14 protein-coding genes are annotated in these 18,105 nt (G+C 37.0%); 11 read left to right on the top strand and 3 right to left on the bottom strand.

Annotated features, from left to right (window positions below; genetic code table 11):
• Window positions 1-22: 22 nt before the first annotated feature.
• The 11 genes from secDF (at window position 23) to J4N46_RS10175 (ending at window position 12,702) form a co-directional block, all read left to right on the top strand.
• Window positions 23-2,992 carry a protein translocase subunit SecDF gene (secDF, locus tag J4N46_RS10225; RefSeq protein ID WP_208059202.1) on the top strand — a complete coding sequence of 990 codons (2,970 nt, stop codon included), beginning with the start codon at window positions 23-25 and terminating at the stop codon, window positions 2,990-2,992.
• A gap of 211 nt (window positions 2,993-3,203) precedes the next feature.
• Complete coding sequence (lpdA, locus tag J4N46_RS10220; RefSeq protein ID WP_208059201.1) at window positions 3,204-4,610, top strand: dihydrolipoyl dehydrogenase; 1,407 nt, start codon at window positions 3,204-3,206, stop codon at window positions 4,608-4,610.
• 292 nt (window positions 4,611-4,902) lie between these two features.
• On the top strand, window positions 4,903-6,084 hold the full coding sequence (locus J4N46_RS10215) for a proline dehydrogenase family protein (protein ID WP_208059200.1): 1,182 nt from the start codon (window positions 4,903-4,905) through the stop codon (window positions 6,082-6,084).
• 128 nt (window positions 6,085-6,212) lie between these two features.
• Entirely contained in the window at window positions 6,213-7,091 is an 879-nt protein-coding gene (locus J4N46_RS10210) for a cell division protein FtsX (RefSeq protein ID WP_034557645.1), read from the top strand.
• Window positions 7,092-7,109: 18 nt separating this feature from the next.
• Window positions 7,110-7,367 carry a DUF3098 domain-containing protein gene (locus tag J4N46_RS10205; protein ID WP_208059199.1) on the top strand — a complete coding sequence of 86 codons (258 nt, stop codon included), beginning with the start codon at window positions 7,110-7,112 and terminating at the stop codon, window positions 7,365-7,367.
• Between the two features lie 2 nt (window positions 7,368-7,369).
• Window positions 7,370-8,176, top strand: coding sequence for an undecaprenyl-diphosphate phosphatase (locus J4N46_RS10200; protein WP_009416712.1), 807 nt, complete (start codon window positions 7,370-7,372; stop codon window positions 8,174-8,176).
• A gap of 106 nt (window positions 8,177-8,282) precedes the next feature.
• Window positions 8,283-8,945, top strand: a complete 663-nt coding sequence (locus tag J4N46_RS10195; RefSeq protein WP_236013944.1) for a phosphatase PAP2 family protein — start codon at window positions 8,283-8,285, stop codon at window positions 8,943-8,945.
• Between the two features lie 18 nt (window positions 8,946-8,963).
• On the top strand, window positions 8,964-9,740 hold the full coding sequence (locus J4N46_RS10190) for a class I SAM-dependent methyltransferase (RefSeq protein ID WP_208059290.1): 777 nt from the start codon (window positions 8,964-8,966) through the stop codon (window positions 9,738-9,740).
• A 114-nt stretch (window positions 9,741-9,854) separates the two neighbouring features.
• Window positions 9,855-10,865, top strand: coding sequence for an FAD:protein FMN transferase (locus J4N46_RS10185; RefSeq protein ID WP_208059197.1), 1,011 nt, complete (start codon window positions 9,855-9,857; stop codon window positions 10,863-10,865).
• Window positions 10,866-10,904: 39 nt separating this feature from the next.
• Complete coding sequence (locus tag J4N46_RS10180; protein ID WP_208059196.1) at window positions 10,905-11,933, top strand: FAD:protein FMN transferase; 1,029 nt, start codon at window positions 10,905-10,907, stop codon at window positions 11,931-11,933.
• A gap of 73 nt (window positions 11,934-12,006) precedes the next feature.
• A complete protein-coding gene (locus tag J4N46_RS10175; RefSeq protein ID WP_208059288.1) occupies window positions 12,007-12,702 on the top strand; it encodes a 5'-methylthioadenosine/adenosylhomocysteine nucleosidase in 696 nt (231 codons plus the stop codon).
• On the opposite strand, the gene J4N46_RS10170 is transcribed toward J4N46_RS10175, so the two are convergent.
• The 3 genes from J4N46_RS10170 to J4N46_RS10160 all read right to left on the bottom strand — a co-directional run bounded on the left by J4N46_RS10170 (window position 12,685) and on the right by J4N46_RS10160 (window position 18,100).
• A complete protein-coding gene (locus J4N46_RS10170) occupies window positions 12,685-15,393 on the bottom strand; it encodes a M16 family metallopeptidase (RefSeq protein ID WP_236013941.1) in 2,709 nt (902 codons plus the stop codon). The two genes, J4N46_RS10175 and J4N46_RS10170, sit on opposite strands and share 18 nt — an antisense overlap.
• Window positions 15,394-15,490: 97 nt before the next feature.
• The gene (locus J4N46_RS10165) at window positions 15,491-16,684 is read right to left on the bottom strand and encodes a DUF4929 family protein (RefSeq protein ID WP_208059195.1); all 1,194 of its coding nucleotides are present in this window, start codon (window positions 16,682-16,684) and stop codon (window positions 15,491-15,493) included.
• 24 nt (window positions 16,685-16,708) lie between these two features.
• The gene (locus J4N46_RS10160; protein ID WP_208059194.1) at window positions 16,709-18,100 is read right to left on the bottom strand and encodes a RagB/SusD family nutrient uptake outer membrane protein; all 1,392 of its coding nucleotides are present in this window, start codon (window positions 18,098-18,100) and stop codon (window positions 16,709-16,711) included.
• Window positions 18,101-18,105: the final 5 nt, after the last annotated feature.

The raw sequence follows: 18,105 nt of genomic DNA, 5'->3' as shown, positions 1-18,105 counted from the left end.
AGTTTAGTAATTAATTTAAAAAATGCAAAACAAGGGACTTATAAAACTATTTACACTGCTGTTTGGGCTTGTAAGTATCTACCAGCTCTCATTTACGTATGTAGCGGGTAGAGTAGAAGATGAAGCTAAGGCGTTTGCTGAGGCAAAAGTACCTAATACTCAGCAGGATTACGTTGGGAAGCGGGAAGCTGTAGAAGCTAAGTATTTAGACTCTATGTTAGGTAAAGATGTGTATAACATCGGTATTGCTAAATTTACTTTTGCGGAAGTAAAGGAAAAAGAATTGAACAGAGGTCTTGACCTTAAAGGGGGTATCAATGTGATACTTCAGATTTCTGTGCATGACATATTAAAAGGTCTTGCTAACAATTCTAAAGACCCGATATTTAATAAATCATTGGCAGATGCTGATGTTCAGTTACGCAAGACAGATAAGACATATTTGGATTTGTTTTTTGAAGCGTACGAAAAGAATGGGGGGAAATTAGCATCACCAGATGTATTTGCTAATAAAACGCTTAGTGATCAGATTAATTTTCAGATGAGCGATAGCGAAGTGCGTCCTATTATTAGGAAGAAAGTGGACGAATCTATCGTATCGGCATTTGAGGTATTGCGCAAACGTATTGATAAATTTGGAGTATCACAACCTAATATTCAACGATTGGGGGCTTCTGGTCGTATTCTAATAGAATTGCCTGGAGCTAAAGATATAGATCGTGTAAAGTCGCTTTTGCAAAGTACAGCCCAACTTGAGTTTTGGGAAACATTTAAAAATACAGAGGTAATTCCTTATATGCAGGCACTTAATGAGCAGCTTAAGAGTACTGTAAAAACAACAGCTACAACAGCTGCAGCAGATACACTTTCGGCTAATAGTGCTATAGACTCACTACTTACAGATGTGAAGAAGGACTCTGTACAACAAGGGAAAGTAAATCCGTTGTTTGATTTGTTGCAACCAGTAAAAACTTATGAAGGTTCGCCTGTAATTTTTACAGCAACTTTAAAAGATACTATGCAAATAAACAGCTATTTGCGTTCTAACGAGGCTAAACGTTTGTTGCCTGCGGAATTGCAATACGCTAAATTTGTATGGGGAAAACCAGAAAAGAAAACATCATTTGTTGAACTTTATGCACTAAAAGGAAACCGAGATAACACTGCGCCACTAACAGGAGGTGTGATCACTCAAGCAGACCAAACCTATGATATGCATAGCAAGCCTGCAGTTTCTATGCAAATGGACGGAAAAGGCGCTCGTATTTGGGAAGCACTTACAGGTAAGGCATTTACGGAACGAGGTAATATAGCTATTGTACTTGACAATACTGTATATTCGGCACCAGGGGTTACTACAGGTGCGATTTCGGGAGGTCGTTCAGAAATTACAGGTAACTTTACTTTGAATGAAGCGATAGACCTTGCAAATGTGTTGCGAGCTGGTAAACTGCCTGCAGGAGCTAACATAGTACAATCGGAAGTAGTAGGGCCTTCATTAGGACAAGAAGCCATTGATAGTGGTATGAACTCATTCTTGATAGCAACAGTATTTATTTTTGCTTGGATGATTTTCTACTATGGACGAGCAGGTATTTATGCAGATGTGGCATTACTTGTAAATATACTTCTTATATTTGGAGTGTTGGCAAGTATAGGTGCGGTACTTACCTTGCCAGGTATTGCGGGTATCGTGCTTACTATAGGTATGGCAGTGGATGCGAACGTGCTTATCTTTGAGCGGTCGAAAGAGGAACTTGTAAAAGGAAAGAGTGTAGACCAAGCAGTAATAGATGGTTTTAAACACGCTTTATCATCAATCTTAGACTCTAATATTACTACAGGACTTACAGCGTTGATTTTGTTGTTCTTTGGTAGTGGTCCTATTCAAGGTTTTGCTACAACACTTATCATAGGTATTTTGACAACTCTATTTACAGCTATATTTATCACACGTTTGCTTATTGATTATAGCGTAGAGAAACGTCATCCACTTTATTTTACTACTCCAATCACCAAAAACTGGTTTAGGAATGTAAATTTGAACTTTATAGGCAAACGTAAAGTGGGATATGCTATTTCAATAAGTCTTTCGATAATAGGTATAATTTCACTCTTTACAAGAGGACTTGACCAAGGTATTGATTTTGTGGGAGGTAGAACCTATCAGGTACGTTTCCAACACGAAGTAGAGCCTACACAGATTGCACAATCATTACAAACTACTTTGGGAACTGTAGAGGTAAAAACTTTTGGTTCGCCTAACCAAGTGAAGATATCTACAAAATATAAAGTGCAAGAAGAAAGTACTGAAGTGGATAACGAAATACAAGAATTGTTGTATAAAGGGTTGCAATCATACCTTCCTGAAGGAACAACTTACGAAAGTTTTGCACAAGCGAGTTCTACTGATAAAGTGGGTATTATGCAATCTATGAAAGTGGGGCCTACGATAGCTGAGGATATTAAGAGCAGTGCATTTTGGTCGGTAATAGGTTCGCTAATTGTAATAGGCTTGTATATATTGTTCCGTTTCCACAAATGGCAATTCTCGATGGGTGCGATAGTGTCATCGGCACACGACGTGCTAATGGTACTTGGTATTTACTCACTTACTTATAGTATTATGCCTTTCAATATGGAGATTGACCAAGCGTTTATAGCAGCGATATTGACGGTAGTGGGTTACTCACTGAACGATACGGTGATTATTTACGACCGTATAAGAGAGGTGATGCGTGAGCCACATTGGTCACGTGAGAAGATTAACCACGCTCTTAACACAACCCTTAGTCGTACATTGAATACTTCATTTACTACTTTGGCGGTATTGGTTACCATCTTTATTTTTGGTGGAGAAACACTTAGAGGCTTTATGTTTGCAATGATTATAGGTGTATTTGTAGGTACTTATTCATCTATATTTGTGGCAGCCCCTATTATTTATGATACCGTGAAAGACGAGGCAGAGTCCGTAGCAGAAGTAGCATAAATGATAAATAATTAAGATTTTTTAAATGTTAATAATGAGAGATTTGAGAGAGGTAACTTTCTCAAATCTCTTTTTTTAAGGAATAAAAAATAAAAAACGAAAAAAAAAGAATTAAATATTTGCAAAATTCAATAATAAGTTATACATTTGCGCAATAAAACGGAATGTATAAATTAACTTAAAGAAAAACATAATTAATAATCAATACGATATGAAAATGTATGATGTAGTTATTATTGGTTCAGGTCCTGGAGGTTATGTAGCGGCAATTCGTTCGGGACAATTGGGCTTTAAGACCGCCCTTATAGAGAAGTATGATACTTTGGGAGGGACTTGCTTGAATGTGGGGTGTATTCCTTCTAAAGCTTTGTTGGACTCATCTCATCACTATGAAGATGTGATGAAACATCTTACAGATCACGGAATTGAACTTACAGGTGAAGTGAAGTTGGATATTGAAAAAATGGTTGCGAGGAAGGCTGCTGTGGTGGAACAAACTTGTGGTGGTGTGAAGTTTTTGATGGAGAAAAACAAAGTAGATGTTTTTACTGGTGTAGGGAGTTTTGTATCGCCTACTCAAATAAAAATCACTCCTAAGGAAGGGGAAGCAGAAGTAATTGAAGCGAAGCATACTATTATAGCTACAGGCTCAAAACCAGCTTCTTTACCTTTTATAAAAATTGATAAGGAACGAATAATTACATCAACAGAGGCTTTGAAGCTAAAAGAAGTACCTAAACATTTGATAGTAATAGGAGGTGGCGTTATAGGATTGGAATTGGGACAAGTGTACAATCGTTTGGGGGCTAAAGTTTCGGTGGTGGAATACGCTGATAGTATTATTCCAACAATGGACAAAGGCTTAGGACGAGAGCTTACCAAGGTACTGAAAAAACAAGGTTTTACATTCTATACAAGCCATCAGGTGAAAGAAGTAACTCGAGATGGTAATATGGTGGTTGTGAAAGCGAATACACCTAAGGGTGAGGAGCTTGTACTTGAAGGAGACTATTGCTTGGTAGCAGTAGGTAGGCGACCTTATACGGAGGGGCTAAACCTTGAAGCTGCAGGAGTACAAAAAGATGAGCGAGGTAGGGTAGTGGTGAATGACCACTTACAAACAAATGTGCCTCATATTTATGCTATAGGCGATGTAGTGCGAGGTGCGATGCTTGCACATAAAGCAGAAGAAGAAGGTGTGGTGGTAGTGGAACAATTGGCAGGACAAAAGCCTCACGTGGATTACAATCTTATCCCAGGGGTAGTATATACTTGGCCAGAAGTAGCATCGGTGGGCAAAACAGAAGAACAATTGAAAGCAGAGAATACAGCTTATAAGGTAGGACAGTTTGCTTTTCGTGCGTTGGGGCGTGCCCGTGCAAGTATGGATACTGATGGTTTTGTAAAGATATTGGCAGATAAAACAACTGATGAGGTGCTGGGCGTTCATATAATAGGAGCTCGTGCAGCGGATATGATAGCAGAAGCTGTTACTGCTATGGAGTTTAAAGCAAGTGCTGAAGATATAGCGCGTATATGTCACGCACACCCTACTTTTACAGAAGCTATAAAAGAGGCTGCCCTTGCAGCTACAGAAAACCGAGCTATTCACGCCTAATGAGTAGCTAACATATAGAAAAAGCTACCAAAAAAATGTAATTACTCTTTTTTGGGTAGCTTTTTTTGATACTGCAATAAATATTATTAACAATTATTAGAAGGATATTGCATAATATTTAAAAGCCTATATGATAAACTTCAATTTATTATGAGAATGAAAATAGAAGAAATGAAAAAAAATATATTGAAAAATATATTAAAAAATTTTCGTAATTAAAAGAAATAGTTTATCTTTGCGGCACAAAAGAGGTGTAAAACTAAAAACTAATAACAAATAACTGAGAACTAAAATGGGTACACAATTTAATGACACTAAGACAGCTTTTGAGCTTAAAAGCGATTCGGAACTAAACTGGGCTTATTGGCTATTTAAAATGATAGGCAATAATACACTTATCAATGTGGGGACAGCTTTGACGAATTTTTCGTTGAAATTACATCTTCCTGTAGAAGGGATGATTCGCAGCACGGTATTTAACCAATTTTGCGGAGGTATTTCGGAACAAGATTGCTTGCCTGTAATTAAGAAAATGCACGAAAAAGGAGTAGGTTCTGTTTTGGACTACTCAGTAGAGGGTAAGGACGATGAAGCGTCATTGGAAGCTACATTTAAAAAGACAATGGAAACTATTGATTTTGGGAATAAACACCGCAATGATGGTATTCCAATTGTGGTTTTCAAACCTACAGGATTTGGTAGATTTGCAGTTTTCCAAAAAGTTACAGAGGGGAAAGAATTGACTGAAGGAGAGAAGAAAGAATGGGGACGCATCAGGGAACGTTTTGATGCTGCTTGCAAGAAAGCTTATGAATATAATATTCCTATTTTGGTGGATGCTGAGGAAAGCTGGATGCAAACAGCTGCAGATGACCTTGTGGAAGAAATGATGCGCAAATACAACAAAAAAGAGCCTATTGTATATGGTACTCTTCAAATGTATCGCCACGATAGGTTGCCTTACTTGAAAGCGCTTTACGAACGTGCGGTGAAAGATGACTTCTATATAGGTATGAAAATAGTGCGTGGTGCTTATATGGAGAAAGAAAATGAACGTGCAGCTGAAATGGGCTACCCAACTCCTATTTGTGCAAACAAACAGGCTACAGATGATAACTATGATGCAATGCTTCGCTTTATATTGGATCATATAGATCGTATTTCGCTATTTGCGGGTACTCACAATGAAAAGAGTGCGGCTTTGCTAATGAATTTGATGAAAGAAAAAGGTTTGAAACCTAACGATAAGCGAGTATGGTTGGCACAATTGTATGGTATGAGTGATCATATTAGCTTTAATGCTTCAAAAGAGCATTATAACGTAGCTAAATACTTGCCTTTTGGTCCTGTTCGTGAAGTGATGCCATACCTGATTAGACGTGCTGAAGAAAATACTTCGGTAGCAGGGCAAACGGGTAGGGAATTGATGCTACTTGAGGCAGAGAAAAAGAGACGTAAAGCGGCTAAAGCCTAATGTGAATGATAGAGAATGACAAGAGAGGTGTTCGTGAAAAAGAAATTTTTTGTGGACACCTTTTTTGTAATTAAAAAAATAGTTGTATTTTTGCGCCATTATTGCTAATATTTTTTATAGGAAAAAGGATGTCGGGTTCAATAGAATCATTTAATAAACGCAGATTACTTACTTCGTATTTTTCGGTGATAGTGAGTATTACTTTGGTACTCTTTTTGTTGGCGTTTTTTATGTTTTTAGTACTTAGTACTAAAAAGTTAGCCAACCATTTTAAAGAGCAGGTAACGGTTACGATTCTGATAAAAGATAAAGCGAAAGATGTGGATATTACGCAATTACAGAAAACGCTATCGGTAGCACCTTTTGTGAAGTCTATTAAATTTATATCAAAAGAAGAAGCAGCTGAAACTTTTAGTAAAGATATAGGGGAAGATTTTGTAACTTTTATAGGCACTAATCCGCTTCAGAATGCGATAGACTTGAGCTTGAAGGCTGAATATGCTGATCCTGATAAGATGCAGGAAATAAAACGAGATTTGGAACAACACACTTTTGTATCGGAAGTGGTGTACGACCAGTCGTTGGTAGCTCTTATTCACGAAAATGTAAATAGGATAGGGTTTATAACTTTGGTATTTAGTGTGTTATTTACGTTTGTTTCGGTATTACTAATTAATGCATCTATAAGGCTATCGATTTACTCTAAGCGTTTTATTATTAAGACGATGCAACTTGTGGGGGCTACGCGTAGTTTTATACGCCGTCCGTTTATTTATACGAATGTGAAGTTGGGGATATTTAGTGCTTTTGTAGCAATAACTTTTTTTAGTTTGGCACTTTTCTCTATCATAAAATCATATCCTGATTTTGCTGTACTGCTTGATGCTACAGTGCTTACAGTAGTTTTTATAGGTGTTTTTGTAATGGGGATACTCATTAGCTGGGGGAGTACTTTTTTTGCTACTCAGCGTTTTTTGAACTTGAACACGAACGAATTATATTATTAAATAGTAAAATTGTATATGATGAAACACCATTCAACCCTTTTGTTTAAAGAAAAGAATTATTTTTTTATGTTGCTGGGTTTTGCTATCATTGCACTTGGTTTTATACTGATGAGCGGTGGAGGAAGTGATAATCCGGCTGTTTTTGATTTTTCGGTATTTAGTTTTAGGCGTATTCACTTAGCACCTACTTTGGTACTTTTAGGATTTGCAGTGGAAATATATGCTATACTGATAGAGACAAAGCCTAAAAACACTACTAACGAAAAAAATAAATAACAATGAATACATTACAAGCTATTATCATAGCGATTATTGAGGGGCTTACAGAGTACTTACCTATATCTTCTACTGCGCATATGGGGTTTACGGCATCACTATTGGGAGTGCCTGAAGATGAGTATTTGAAATGTTTTCAGGTATCAATACAATTTGGTGCGATCTTATCTATAGTGGTACTTTACTGGCGTAAGTTTTTTGATTTTTCTAATTTTAATTTTTATATTAAATTGGCTTGTGCTGTAGTACCTGCACTTATTTTGGGAATGCTTTTTGATGATAAGATAGAGGCTGTACTTGGTAACCAAAAGGCTATTGCTATTACACTGATATTGGGTGGGGTTATTTTGATATTTGTAGATAGATGGTTTAAGCATCAGAGAATAGATAATGAAAAGGAAATAGGACTGAAAAAAGCAGTTATTATTGGTTTTTGGCAGTGTTTGGCGATGATGCCAGGCACCTCACGTTCGGCAGCTTCTATTATTGGGGGGATGACACAAGGACTAACGCGTAAGGCTGCTGCTGAATTTTCTTTTTTCTTGGCAGTACCTACGATGTTGGCAGTGACGGTGTATTCGCTTTTTTTGAAAAAGTGGGGTGCTGAAGGAGAACTTCAACAAAAGGGATATGAATTGGTAATGGCTTCATCAGAAAGTTTTTGGCTTTTTATTTTAGGCAATATAGTAGCTTTTGTAGTAGCGATGATAGCGGTAAAGTTTTTTATACATATACTTACTAAATTTGGATTTAAAGTTTGGGGTATTTATCGTATTGTTATAGGTACTTTACTACTATTTATTCTTTAAAATATATACTATTATTTTGTTGAAAGCTGTATTTATAATTTTAAGCTGTTTATTTTTTTGTGAATTAAGAGCACAAAATGATAGCCTACAGGTATCTTCTTTATTATTGCAAAAACGTATAAAGGTACAAGAGTGTTTATTACCTGCTTCACTTATTACAGTAGGGGTAATTTCTAACGCTACTTTCATTAATCGTTATGTGCAGCGACAAGCTTATCATTATTCGGGGGGCGAAAAGTTGCGTTTTGATGATTATATACAATATGTACCTTTGGCAAGTGTGTTTGCATTCAGTAATTTAGGTGTAAATCCAAAACATACCATCAAGGAACGACTTATAGTGGGAGCTACAGCGTATGCTATTATGGGTGCAGTGGTGAATGGAATAAAATATACGGCTAAGATACGTAGACCTGATAATAGTGCTTATAATTCGTTTCCTTCGGGGCATACCGCCAATGTATTTACGGGTATGGAGATGCTTTGGCAGGAGTATAAAGACGACAATATATGGATAGGAATTGGAGGTTATACTATAGCAACTACAGTAGGGGCTATGCGGATTTACAATAATCGTCATTGGATAGGTGATGTATTGGTGGGTGCTGGTGTTGGTATTTTGAGTGTGAGAGTGGCTTATTGGCTTTTACCCTATACTTCAAAATGGTTTGCTGGAAAACGGCAAGAAGAAAAAAAATTGGCTACTGCAGCTCTTTATCCTGTTTATTCGTCAGGGACAATGGGTGTAGGGCTGATTATCAATTATTAATTGTCTGCAAAAAAAGAGATTGATTTGTTTCGCTTGATATTAAATATAGTTCCTCGTACTTGGCTTATAAAATTGAGCTATATAGTACGTCCGTTTTTGACATTCTATTTGCGAGGAGAGACATATGAAGATCCTATTGATGGGAAGAGGTTTAGGCGTTTTTTGCCATATGGTTATACTAAAAAGCGGGCTAATGTGTTATCACCTTCAACCTTATCGTTGGAAAGGCATAGGCTATTGTGGTTGTATTTGAAAAGAGAAACTACTTTTTTTGATAAACCATTGAAGGTGTTGCACGTAGCACCTGAACAGGCTTTTTATAAAAGATTTAGGAAGCAGGCTAATCTTGATTATATTACAACAGATCTCAATTCGCCTTTGGCAGATGTGAAAGCAGATTTATGTAACTTACCTTTTGCAGATGAGAGCTTTGATGTGATATTCTGCAATCACGTGTTGGAACATATTCCAAATGATAGGAAGGCTATGCAAGAATTACACAGGGTAATGAAGCAAGGTGGTTGGGGGATTTTTCAGGTGCCACAGGATTATAATAGAGCGGTTACCTTTGAAGATGAGACTATTACAGACCCCAAGGAACGGACACGTATATTTGGACAGTATGATCACGTGCGGGTATATGGTTTGGATTATTTTGACAAATTACGTGCTGTAGGTTTTGTGGTTGAAGAAGTGCCATATGGGAAGAGGCTCACAAAAACAGAGATAGAACGTTATAGAGTGGTGGAAGAGGAAATACTTCCTATTTGTAAAAAGCTAAAAATCAGTAACTAAGGAGAAGAGGTTAAAAGGAAATTAATGGTTTGTTAATGTAAATGTAAAAATAATTTGTTATTTTCTTGTAAGTTATAAAAATAAAGAGTACTTTTGCGCCGAGATAAGTGAAATATGAAAAAAATATTAACATTAGTTACTATAATTTTAATATCTTGCCAGCCTAAAAACAGAGAGGCTATTTATTTGATAGAAGGAGAGGCGCAAGGCTCTACTTATCATATTAAGTATATTTCTGACACTAAAGAGGATTTGAAACCTTCTATTGATTCTATACTGAGAGTAATAGATTTATCACTATCAACTTATCTTCCTGCGTCGGCAATAACAAAGATAAACGAGGGTGATAGTACTGTGGTAGTTGATAATCATTTTAGGACGGTTTTTGAGGCATCACAACAGATATGGCGAGAAAGTGGAGGGCTTTTTGATCCTACCGTAGGGGTATTGGTTAATGCTTGGGGATTTGGTAAGAAAAAAATAGAAGAATCTGACTTGCCTACAGATGAAACGTTGGAGAAGCTGAAGCAGTATGTAGGGTTTGATAAAGTGCAGCTTACAGATGATAATCATATAAGGAAAAAGGATTCCCATATATTGTTTGATTTTAATGCTATAGCGCAAGGATATACTTCGGATGTAGTAGCTGCGTACTTGAATACCAAAGGGATAAAGAATTATATAGTGGAGATAGCTGGGGAGATGTTTTTGAGAGGTAAGAATGTAGTGGATAATAAACCTTGGACTATAGGGGTTGAAAATCCTATTAAACCTTTAGATGATAAGGAATTGATAGCTACAATTCAATTTAGTGATAAAGGGTTGGCAACTTCTGGAAATTATCGCAAAGTGTGGGTGGATAGTAATGGCAGGAAATATGTACATTCTATAAATCCGATTACGGGAAAATCAACACCGAGTGATGTGCTGAGTGCTACTGTGGTAGCCCCAACGACAATGTATGCAGATGGTTATGCAACAATGTTTATGGTGATGGGATTGGAAAAAAGTAAGATGTTCTTGGAAAAACATCCTGATATGGCGGTATTATTGGTGTATAGTAATGATAAGAATGAAGAACTTATTTTTAAAACAAAATCTTTTGAGAAATTGATTGTATATTAAATAGAAAATTAAATTATTTTTTATATCGGAAGGCAAACTATGAAAGCAAAATTTTTAACATTATTTTTAGGGGGACTTTTATTATTTTCATGTGATTCGGAAAAGAAAACTCCTAAATATCAAGAGTTTGAAGGTATAGCAGGGACTGTAGAATATAGGGTTAAATATATTTCTACTGATACAACTAGCTTGAAATCATCGGTTGATTCAATTGTAAGGGTTATTGATAACTCACTCTCAGTTTATAATGAAGAGTCTATACTTTCAAAAATTAATAAAGGATATGTACCTACTAAGGCAGATGAACACTTTAAAAAAGTGTATACTGCTGCTAGTGAAGTATGGAAAGAAAGTGAAGGAATGTATGACCCTACCGTGGGTATATTTGTAAAAGTATGGGGATTTGGAGGAGAATCGGTACAGCCTATCTCTGAACTTCCTACAGATGAGTTGCTTGACAGCTTAAAACGTTATGTGGGTTTTGATAAGGTAAAAATAGATGCTGATGGTTATGTAAAGAAGGAATCTCAACCTATTCAAATAGATTTGACTTCAGTAGTGAGAGGTTATACCGTAGATGTTATTGGAGACTTTTTGAAAAAGAAAGGGATAGATAATTATGTGGTGAAAGTGGCTGGAGAGATAAAAGCAAGCGGCAAGAATATTATTGATGGAAAAACTTGGGTGATAGATGTAGTTGATCCTTATCAATTAGATGATAATTATAGTGAAATTACTTTGAAATTAGATAATGAGGCAGTATCTACTGATGAGAGTTTTCGCCGTGTGTGGATTGATGGTACAGGGAAACGTTTTGTGCATATTATCAATCCTTTTACAGGAAAACCATTGGAAAGTGAAATGCTAAGTGCTACTGTAGTAACAAAATCATCACGACAATCTGATTCATATGCTACAATGTTTATGCTTATAGGACTTGAAAAAAGTAAAGCGTTTTTATCTAAACATCCTGAAATAAAAGCATTATTAATATATAGTGATAAGGATAATAAAGTACAGTCTTTTATGACTGAGAATATGAAGCCTTTATTGGTTGAACATAAATAAGAGGAGTTTTTATTGATAATATGAAAGTAGTTGTTTTGAACTTATAAACAACTACTTTTTTTTAATGTAGAAAATTATGATAGGAATTATAGGTGCAATGGAACTTGAAATAGCTCTTTTAAAGGAAGCTATTAGTAATTGTAAAGAAACGAAAATAGGGAAATTTACGTTCTATGAGGGTATTCTTGAGGGGAAAGCTGTAGTGGTGCTACTTTCGGGCATAGGAAAAGTGAGTGCTGCTGTAGGAACTACCTTACTTATAGAACGCTATCATCCTAAACTTATTGTAAATACAGGTACTGCAGGGGGGCTTGCAGGTACTTTAGTGCACGATATTATCTTGGCTACAGAAGTGTGTTATCACGATGTAGATGTTACGGCTTTTGGCTATAAAATAGGTCAGCAAGCACAGATGCCACCGACTTTTAAGGCAGATGAGTTATACTCGGGGGTGATAAAAGAGGTTGCAGAAAAGCATCGGTATACGATGCATTACGGGCAGGTAGTGAGTGGAGACTCATTTATATCAGACCCTAATAGGCTTCAGCAAATAGCTAATACTTTTCCTGATGCTAAGGCTGTAGAAATGGAAGCTGCTGCTATTGCACAGACTTGTTATCTATTCTCAGTTCCTTTTGTAATGCTGCGTGCCATCTCGGATAAGGCTGGTGAGGGTAATGCTATATCCTATAACGAGTTTGTAGAGGAAGCAGGGCGTATATCGGCAAGGATTGTGAAAGATTTTTGTGGGTTATCTAATACTTTCTAAGATTTCTTCATATAGGGATAGCTCTTCTAAAGAAATATCATTCTTAAAACAATCAATGAGATAATTACGCCATTGAAATGCGTTTTCATCAGAAAGAGCTTCATTTTTATTAATAATAAAAGTCTTTTTAATATCATTAAGGAAGGTACTATCATTGCCTTCCCTTTTTTTTATGGTATTGATAATCTTCTTTACTTCTTTTTCTATTTTCTTTAGGTTGTTTTTGTCAGTTTCGCCGCTGATAGTGAGATAATATTTTGGACTTGGGTAAGGTAGTAGGTCTATTCCTACATAAGGGGAGTATATCCAGCCGTTTTTTTCGCGTATTTCGCTAATGACAGCCTTACGTACTATTTCACAGAATAATTTGGCTGATAGAGTTCCTTTTAGTCCTTTTTCATAGGTATCGGTATAGAGAATTGTGAAAGCTGTACGATTGTTGTTTTGAGGTGCTTTTAGTGTTTTAAATGAAGGTATTATTTTTTTCTTTTCTTTTACAATAGTAGTGGTAAGGGTGCTGGATAGGGTGCTTAACATTCCTACTAAGTTGTTTTTTACTTCTTCTACATTGAAATTACCTGTTACAACACATAGCAATCCGTTAGCAGATAAAAAGTGCTTTTGATAGTAGTGGTGTAGGGTTTCTAAATCGGTGTTTAGAATATCATTGGTGGTTTTAGGGGTACTGGTAAATATATGAAAACCTTGTTTTAGGGCTTCAATTTTGAAATCTAATAGCCTAATAGGGTCGGAGGGGAGGGGGGGGTGCTTTTGAAGTGAAGATTGTAGTTCTTCTTGTTTTAACAGCTCGAAATTTTCAAAATCGAGGGCTGGGTGTTGTAGTTTTTGCTGTATGAGGTTGCATAATAATTTGCTTTCGCTAACGGGAGCCGTTGCCATTGCTAAATGATGGTATGCTTCGGTTCCGATGATGAATGATAGGTTGTTTTGATATAAAAATTCTTCATAGAGGTCTCCTGTGAAGCTTTGTATACCTCCCATATGTACATACGACAGCAGGTCTTCATATAGTTTAAATTCTTTTTTTGGTAATAGTGCATAACCGCCTTTGAAAAGGAGGCTAATATTGAGCGTATTGTCATTTTGTGTGGGTTTGAAGTAGATAGTAGCTCCATTGCTGAGCTTGATACGATATATTTTTAGTTTACTGAAGTAGGTTTCTTCGGTAATCATTGAAGGGGAGAAAGCTATATCGTTGGTGAGTATTGCGGGGGAGGCTATAGGGGCAGTAGAGGTGTTTTCAGCAAAGGAAGGAGTTATGGTTATGGGTGTTTTTTTGCCTTCGGCTATGAGATTTTGTATTTCGCTGTAAGCTATGTTGCCTTCATTGGTGGTATAAATGGCTATAGGTGTGGAGGTTGCTAAAGGATAATAGTTTAACATTTTACAGAAGGTATTGCAGGATTCTTGCCATTGATTGAGGTTGAGATTTTGTAATATGTTTATTAGCTTTTCTTTGTCTTGCTGGGTAGCTATAAATTCTTCATTGAAGATGAAAGCATCAATGAAGCTCATTGCCCATTCGTTGGAGGTGCGTTCTGTAGGGATATGGTGTATTTTTTCTATTACGTTGTTTAAAGCATTATCTATTTCTTCTTGTGTGATATTGTTTTTTATACCTTCTATGATAGAAAAGGTGTTTTTGAGTTCTTTTTTGATGTCTTCGGCAGTAATTTCTATTTCGGTGAAACTTAATTGTTGCAAATACCAATAGTTGCTGATAGTTACCTCTTTATTGGCAGCTTTCATTCGGTTTTTGAGAAGGTTAATAACTACTTTTTGTATATAATCTTCTACTATTCCTCTCCAATGGGTAGTGCTGTACTTTTTGGGATAGAGTAGGGTGAGGGTATCTTTTCCTTTTTTTCCTTTTTCGGTGTCTAAAAAATATGGTTTTTCAGTAAAATGAATGCTATTTATTGTAGATATTGCAGGCAGTTCATTTTTGTTTAAAAGAGTTTTAAATGTATTTTCAATGGATTTTACAGTGCTGGAGGTAGCTACATCGCCTACAACTATGAGGGTTGCGTATTGTGGAGTGTAATATTGCTGATAAAAATCTAATAGGTCTTTTTGAGTAATTTTTTGGACTTGTTCTTTGGTTCCTATGGGCAAGCGTGATAAGTGTGGGTCGTAACCTACTTTTATGGGGTTTAGGTCTTTACGAGGTTGGTAGCTAGCGATTTCTTCGGTGATGATGCGGCGTTCTTTTTCTATATTTTCGGGGGTAATAGACATATTATAGAGCCAATCGGCGAGGATATCAATAGTTTTTTGTAGTTGTTCTTCGTTGATGTTAGAAAGACTGATGCTATAGACAGTGCGGTCATCGGTAGTATAGGCGTTGATAGTTTCGCCAAATTTAGCTCCCAAGCTTTCCCAAAAGGCAATGGCTTGGTTGTTGGGGTAGTTCTTAGAGCCATTGAAGGCAAGGTGCTCTATAAAATGAGCTACCCCTTCATTATTTTTATTTTCTTGAGCTGAGCCTACACGTAGGCAGAGACGTATTTCTACTTTATTTTTTGGGGCATTATTGGGCATTACCACATAGGTAAAGCCTGTATGGAGTGTTTTTTTGATAGTGTTTTCGGGAAGTGCGAGGGTTGTAGATTGTGGGTATAGGTGGCTTATGGTGATAAAGAACAAGAGGTATAGATAAAATTGTCGCATTACTATTAAATAAAAACTTCGGCAAAGATATGAAATCTTTGCCGAAGAACCAATAAAATAAGGTTTATCTTTTGCTTAATATGCTAAGGTTTGTCTATTATTGGGCAGTGTATTCTACTTTTACTTGTACATAGCCGTTGCTAAGGGTATGATATACTAAGAACTCGAAGGACATTGTTTTATTTTGGAAGTTGATAGAGCCTTTTGAGGCTTTCCAATTGCCTACTTCGTATTCGTCTGTAAGGATATTATCATTATTTACATAATGCTGAGGGTTGGAAGTACCATCGCTATCGAGGATACTTTGTGCTTCGGTATTGCCGCTGGCAGCTAAATTTTTTAGTCTGTCCCAAGCGGTGTATTCCATTTTGAAAGGAACAACTTTTATGACAGATTCATTATCTGTTTTGGTAACGTTGCCTATGAAGTTGATTTCGCTAACACCATTGACAGGGTTTTTAATCTCAATATTATCTAAGCTGACATTGAAGGTTTCTTGACTGTTTTTATTCCAATTGATAAGCCCCATTACCTTTTGAGGATTGGGTTGCTGGGTGAAATATTCAGTATCTTCAATAGTGTTTTTCTTCAGTAAGAAATACAAAAATTCGGTAAGCCCCATAGGGTTATCGGTCATTTTTAGTACAGCAGATGAAGTGGTAGTGCTACTGCTGAGCCCTATTACGGTTTTTCCATTAAATTCACGAGTAAATTCGGTAGCAAAATCTTGTGTAGAGCCTCCTTCAGAGCTGAAAACAGTAGTTTTAACCTTTATACTTCCTATAAAGGGGTACAAATCGATACCTCTGGCTTTGTAACTATCTAAAAGTGTGCGTTGCGCATCGGTAAGTGCCTCAATAGCAGGGGTAGGTTTTACAACTATATTTAAATCCTCTTTGGCTACGAGTTCTGCAGCACTTTCAAAAGTAATCTTTAATCGTTGTTCTTTGGTGAGAGCAGCGTTGGAGCTGAGTTTCACTTCAAAAGCAACTTCTTTACTATCTTTGGCTATGGTAATGGGGTTTTGAGAAAAAGTTATGAGCGAGGACGGCTGTCCGTTGGCATCTACCGCTTTTAAGGTAAGGTTAGTATTTTGGGTTACAGGGTTGGTAAGGGTTACTTTGGCATCAATTTTTTGGTTGATTTCTCCAATTGTCAGGGTTTTATCGCCTTGTGCCGTGATATACACTTGGTTTTTACCTGAATATTGGTTGCTGTTGTCATCTTTAGAACAGCTAATAATACTGAGTGCAGTGAGTGCTACTGCGCATAAATTACTAATGAATTTCATATAAAGAATATTTAATGTTACAAATTAATTGCCTGCTTCGCCTATATTCCAGCCGTTGTTTTGCAAAATAGCGGTGTTATAGCGTTTTTCGGAAGCAGGGATAGGGAGTGTCCACCGATAATCATCGGCACTTATATTGATACTGCTACCACTAAAGGTGCGTTTGGTAAGGCTGCGGTGGTTGCGTTTGAGGTCGAAAAAACGAAGAGGTTCACCTATAAACTCTTTTTGTTTTTCGCTGAGTAGAAGGTTGAGTAATGTTTCGGTATCGGTGGCTGTAGTTGATAGTGTTGCAGCATTACGCACTCTCATTAATTGGTTGAGAAGTGTGAGCGCATCGTCTTTATTACCCTCTTTTATATAGGCTTCTGCCAATAAAAAGACGATTTGGGCACTTCGGGCAACAGTGTAGTACTGCATTTGCTCGCGCTGTAGTGCTTGCTTGCGGTATTTGCCTAATAAAAAACTATTGGGGGTGTGCGGATTGGGGAGGGTATATACATTTTTGCGCACATTGGTATTGGTATAACTAATCGTGTGGTTGGCTATAGCATAATCACCTAAACTGGTGTTGTATTCCAACGATAAATAGGGGGAGGTGGTTACATTTTTAGTATCTAAGGCAAAAAGCCGTAACGGAGATGCGTTGGCAGACCATATATTGCTTACAGAGGTACTGCTGAAAAGAGTTGCTTGGTACTTATGCAGCAGCGGTTGTGCTAAGGTAATCGCTTTGCTGTGATTGCCTGCCCATAGGGCTAACTCAGCACGGGTGAGTTGTGCTACATCGGGGGTGATATAGTAGGTGTTTTCGTCATTTATAGCTATAATACTCAATAATTGTTCTATAACAGTAACCGATTCATTCAAAGTTAGTCGTGCTTGAATGGGCTTAAAAGTGAAGGAATTTTTAAACAAAATACCATAAGGTTGTACGTTGTGCTGACCAAATGCAGGTGAGAAGATACGCAACAAATCAAAATAACAAAGTGCTTTTAGGTATGTAGCACGCTGCTGAACGAGTTGCAATTCGCGGCGTTGGCTGCTGTTCTGTGGGGTTACATTGGGCAAACGCTCTAAGAGGGCATTGCATTGGGCAATAGTGTTGTACAGCGATTTCCAAATATCTTCGCTGTGGTTAACGAGTTCTCGGTCGTTCCAATTATAGGTATTTTGTAGGTTTACTTCGCGAGCGAGGTACTGAGTAGGGATTAGGTCATCAGAACGCAATACCCAAGTAAGGGCATTACTGTAAGGCTTATAACTGCTATAGGCAGAAGCTAATAGTCGCTGTGCCGAAGTAACCGAAGTAATGGCATTGGGGTCGCTCACTTCGTCTTCAGGAGGCAAATCGAGCGAACAATAAGAGGATATGATCCCTATGATTAGTAATATAAATAGTTGATATGCTTTCATCGGTG

The organism is Capnocytophaga bilenii, from assembly GCF_017565765.1.
In the GTDB taxonomy this organism is placed as follows: domain Bacteria; phylum Bacteroidota; class Bacteroidia; order Flavobacteriales; family Flavobacteriaceae; genus Capnocytophaga; species Capnocytophaga bilenii.
Note: the sequence above shows the minus strand (reverse complement) of the source record. Positions and strands in the feature narration are given on the sequence as shown.

Bases quoted from the DNA above. Each gene is read 5' to 3' on its own strand.
- secDF (WP_208059202.1), top strand. From the start codon at position 23: ATGCAAAACAAGGGACTTATAAAACTATTTACACTGCTGTTTGGGCTT.
- lpdA (WP_208059201.1), top strand. From the start codon at position 3,204: ATGAAAATGTATGATGTAGTTATTATTGGTTCAGGTCCTGGAGGTTAT.
- J4N46_RS10215 (WP_208059200.1), top strand. From the start codon at position 4,903: ATGGGTACACAATTTAATGACACTAAGACAGCTTTTGAGCTTAAAAGC.
- J4N46_RS10210 (WP_034557645.1), top strand. From the start codon at position 6,213: ATGTCGGGTTCAATAGAATCATTTAATAAACGCAGATTACTTACTTCG.
- J4N46_RS10205 (WP_208059199.1), top strand. From the start codon at position 7,110: ATGAAACACCATTCAACCCTTTTGTTTAAAGAAAAGAATTATTTTTTT.
- J4N46_RS10200 (WP_009416712.1), top strand. From the start codon at position 7,370: ATGAATACATTACAAGCTATTATCATAGCGATTATTGAGGGGCTTACA.
- J4N46_RS10185 (WP_208059197.1), top strand. From the start codon at position 9,855: ATGAAAAAAATATTAACATTAGTTACTATAATTTTAATATCTTGCCAG.
- J4N46_RS10180 (WP_208059196.1), top strand. From the start codon at position 10,905: ATGAAAGCAAAATTTTTAACATTATTTTTAGGGGGACTTTTATTATTT.
- J4N46_RS10170 (WP_236013941.1), bottom strand. From the start codon at position 15,393: ATGCGACAATTTTATCTATACCTCTTGTTCTTTATCACCATAAGCCAC.
- J4N46_RS10165 (WP_208059195.1), bottom strand. From the start codon at position 16,684: ATGAAATTCATTAGTAATTTATGCGCAGTAGCACTCACTGCACTCAGT.
- J4N46_RS10160 (WP_208059194.1), bottom strand. From the start codon at position 18,100: ATGAAAGCATATCAACTATTTATATTACTAATCATAGGGATCATATCC.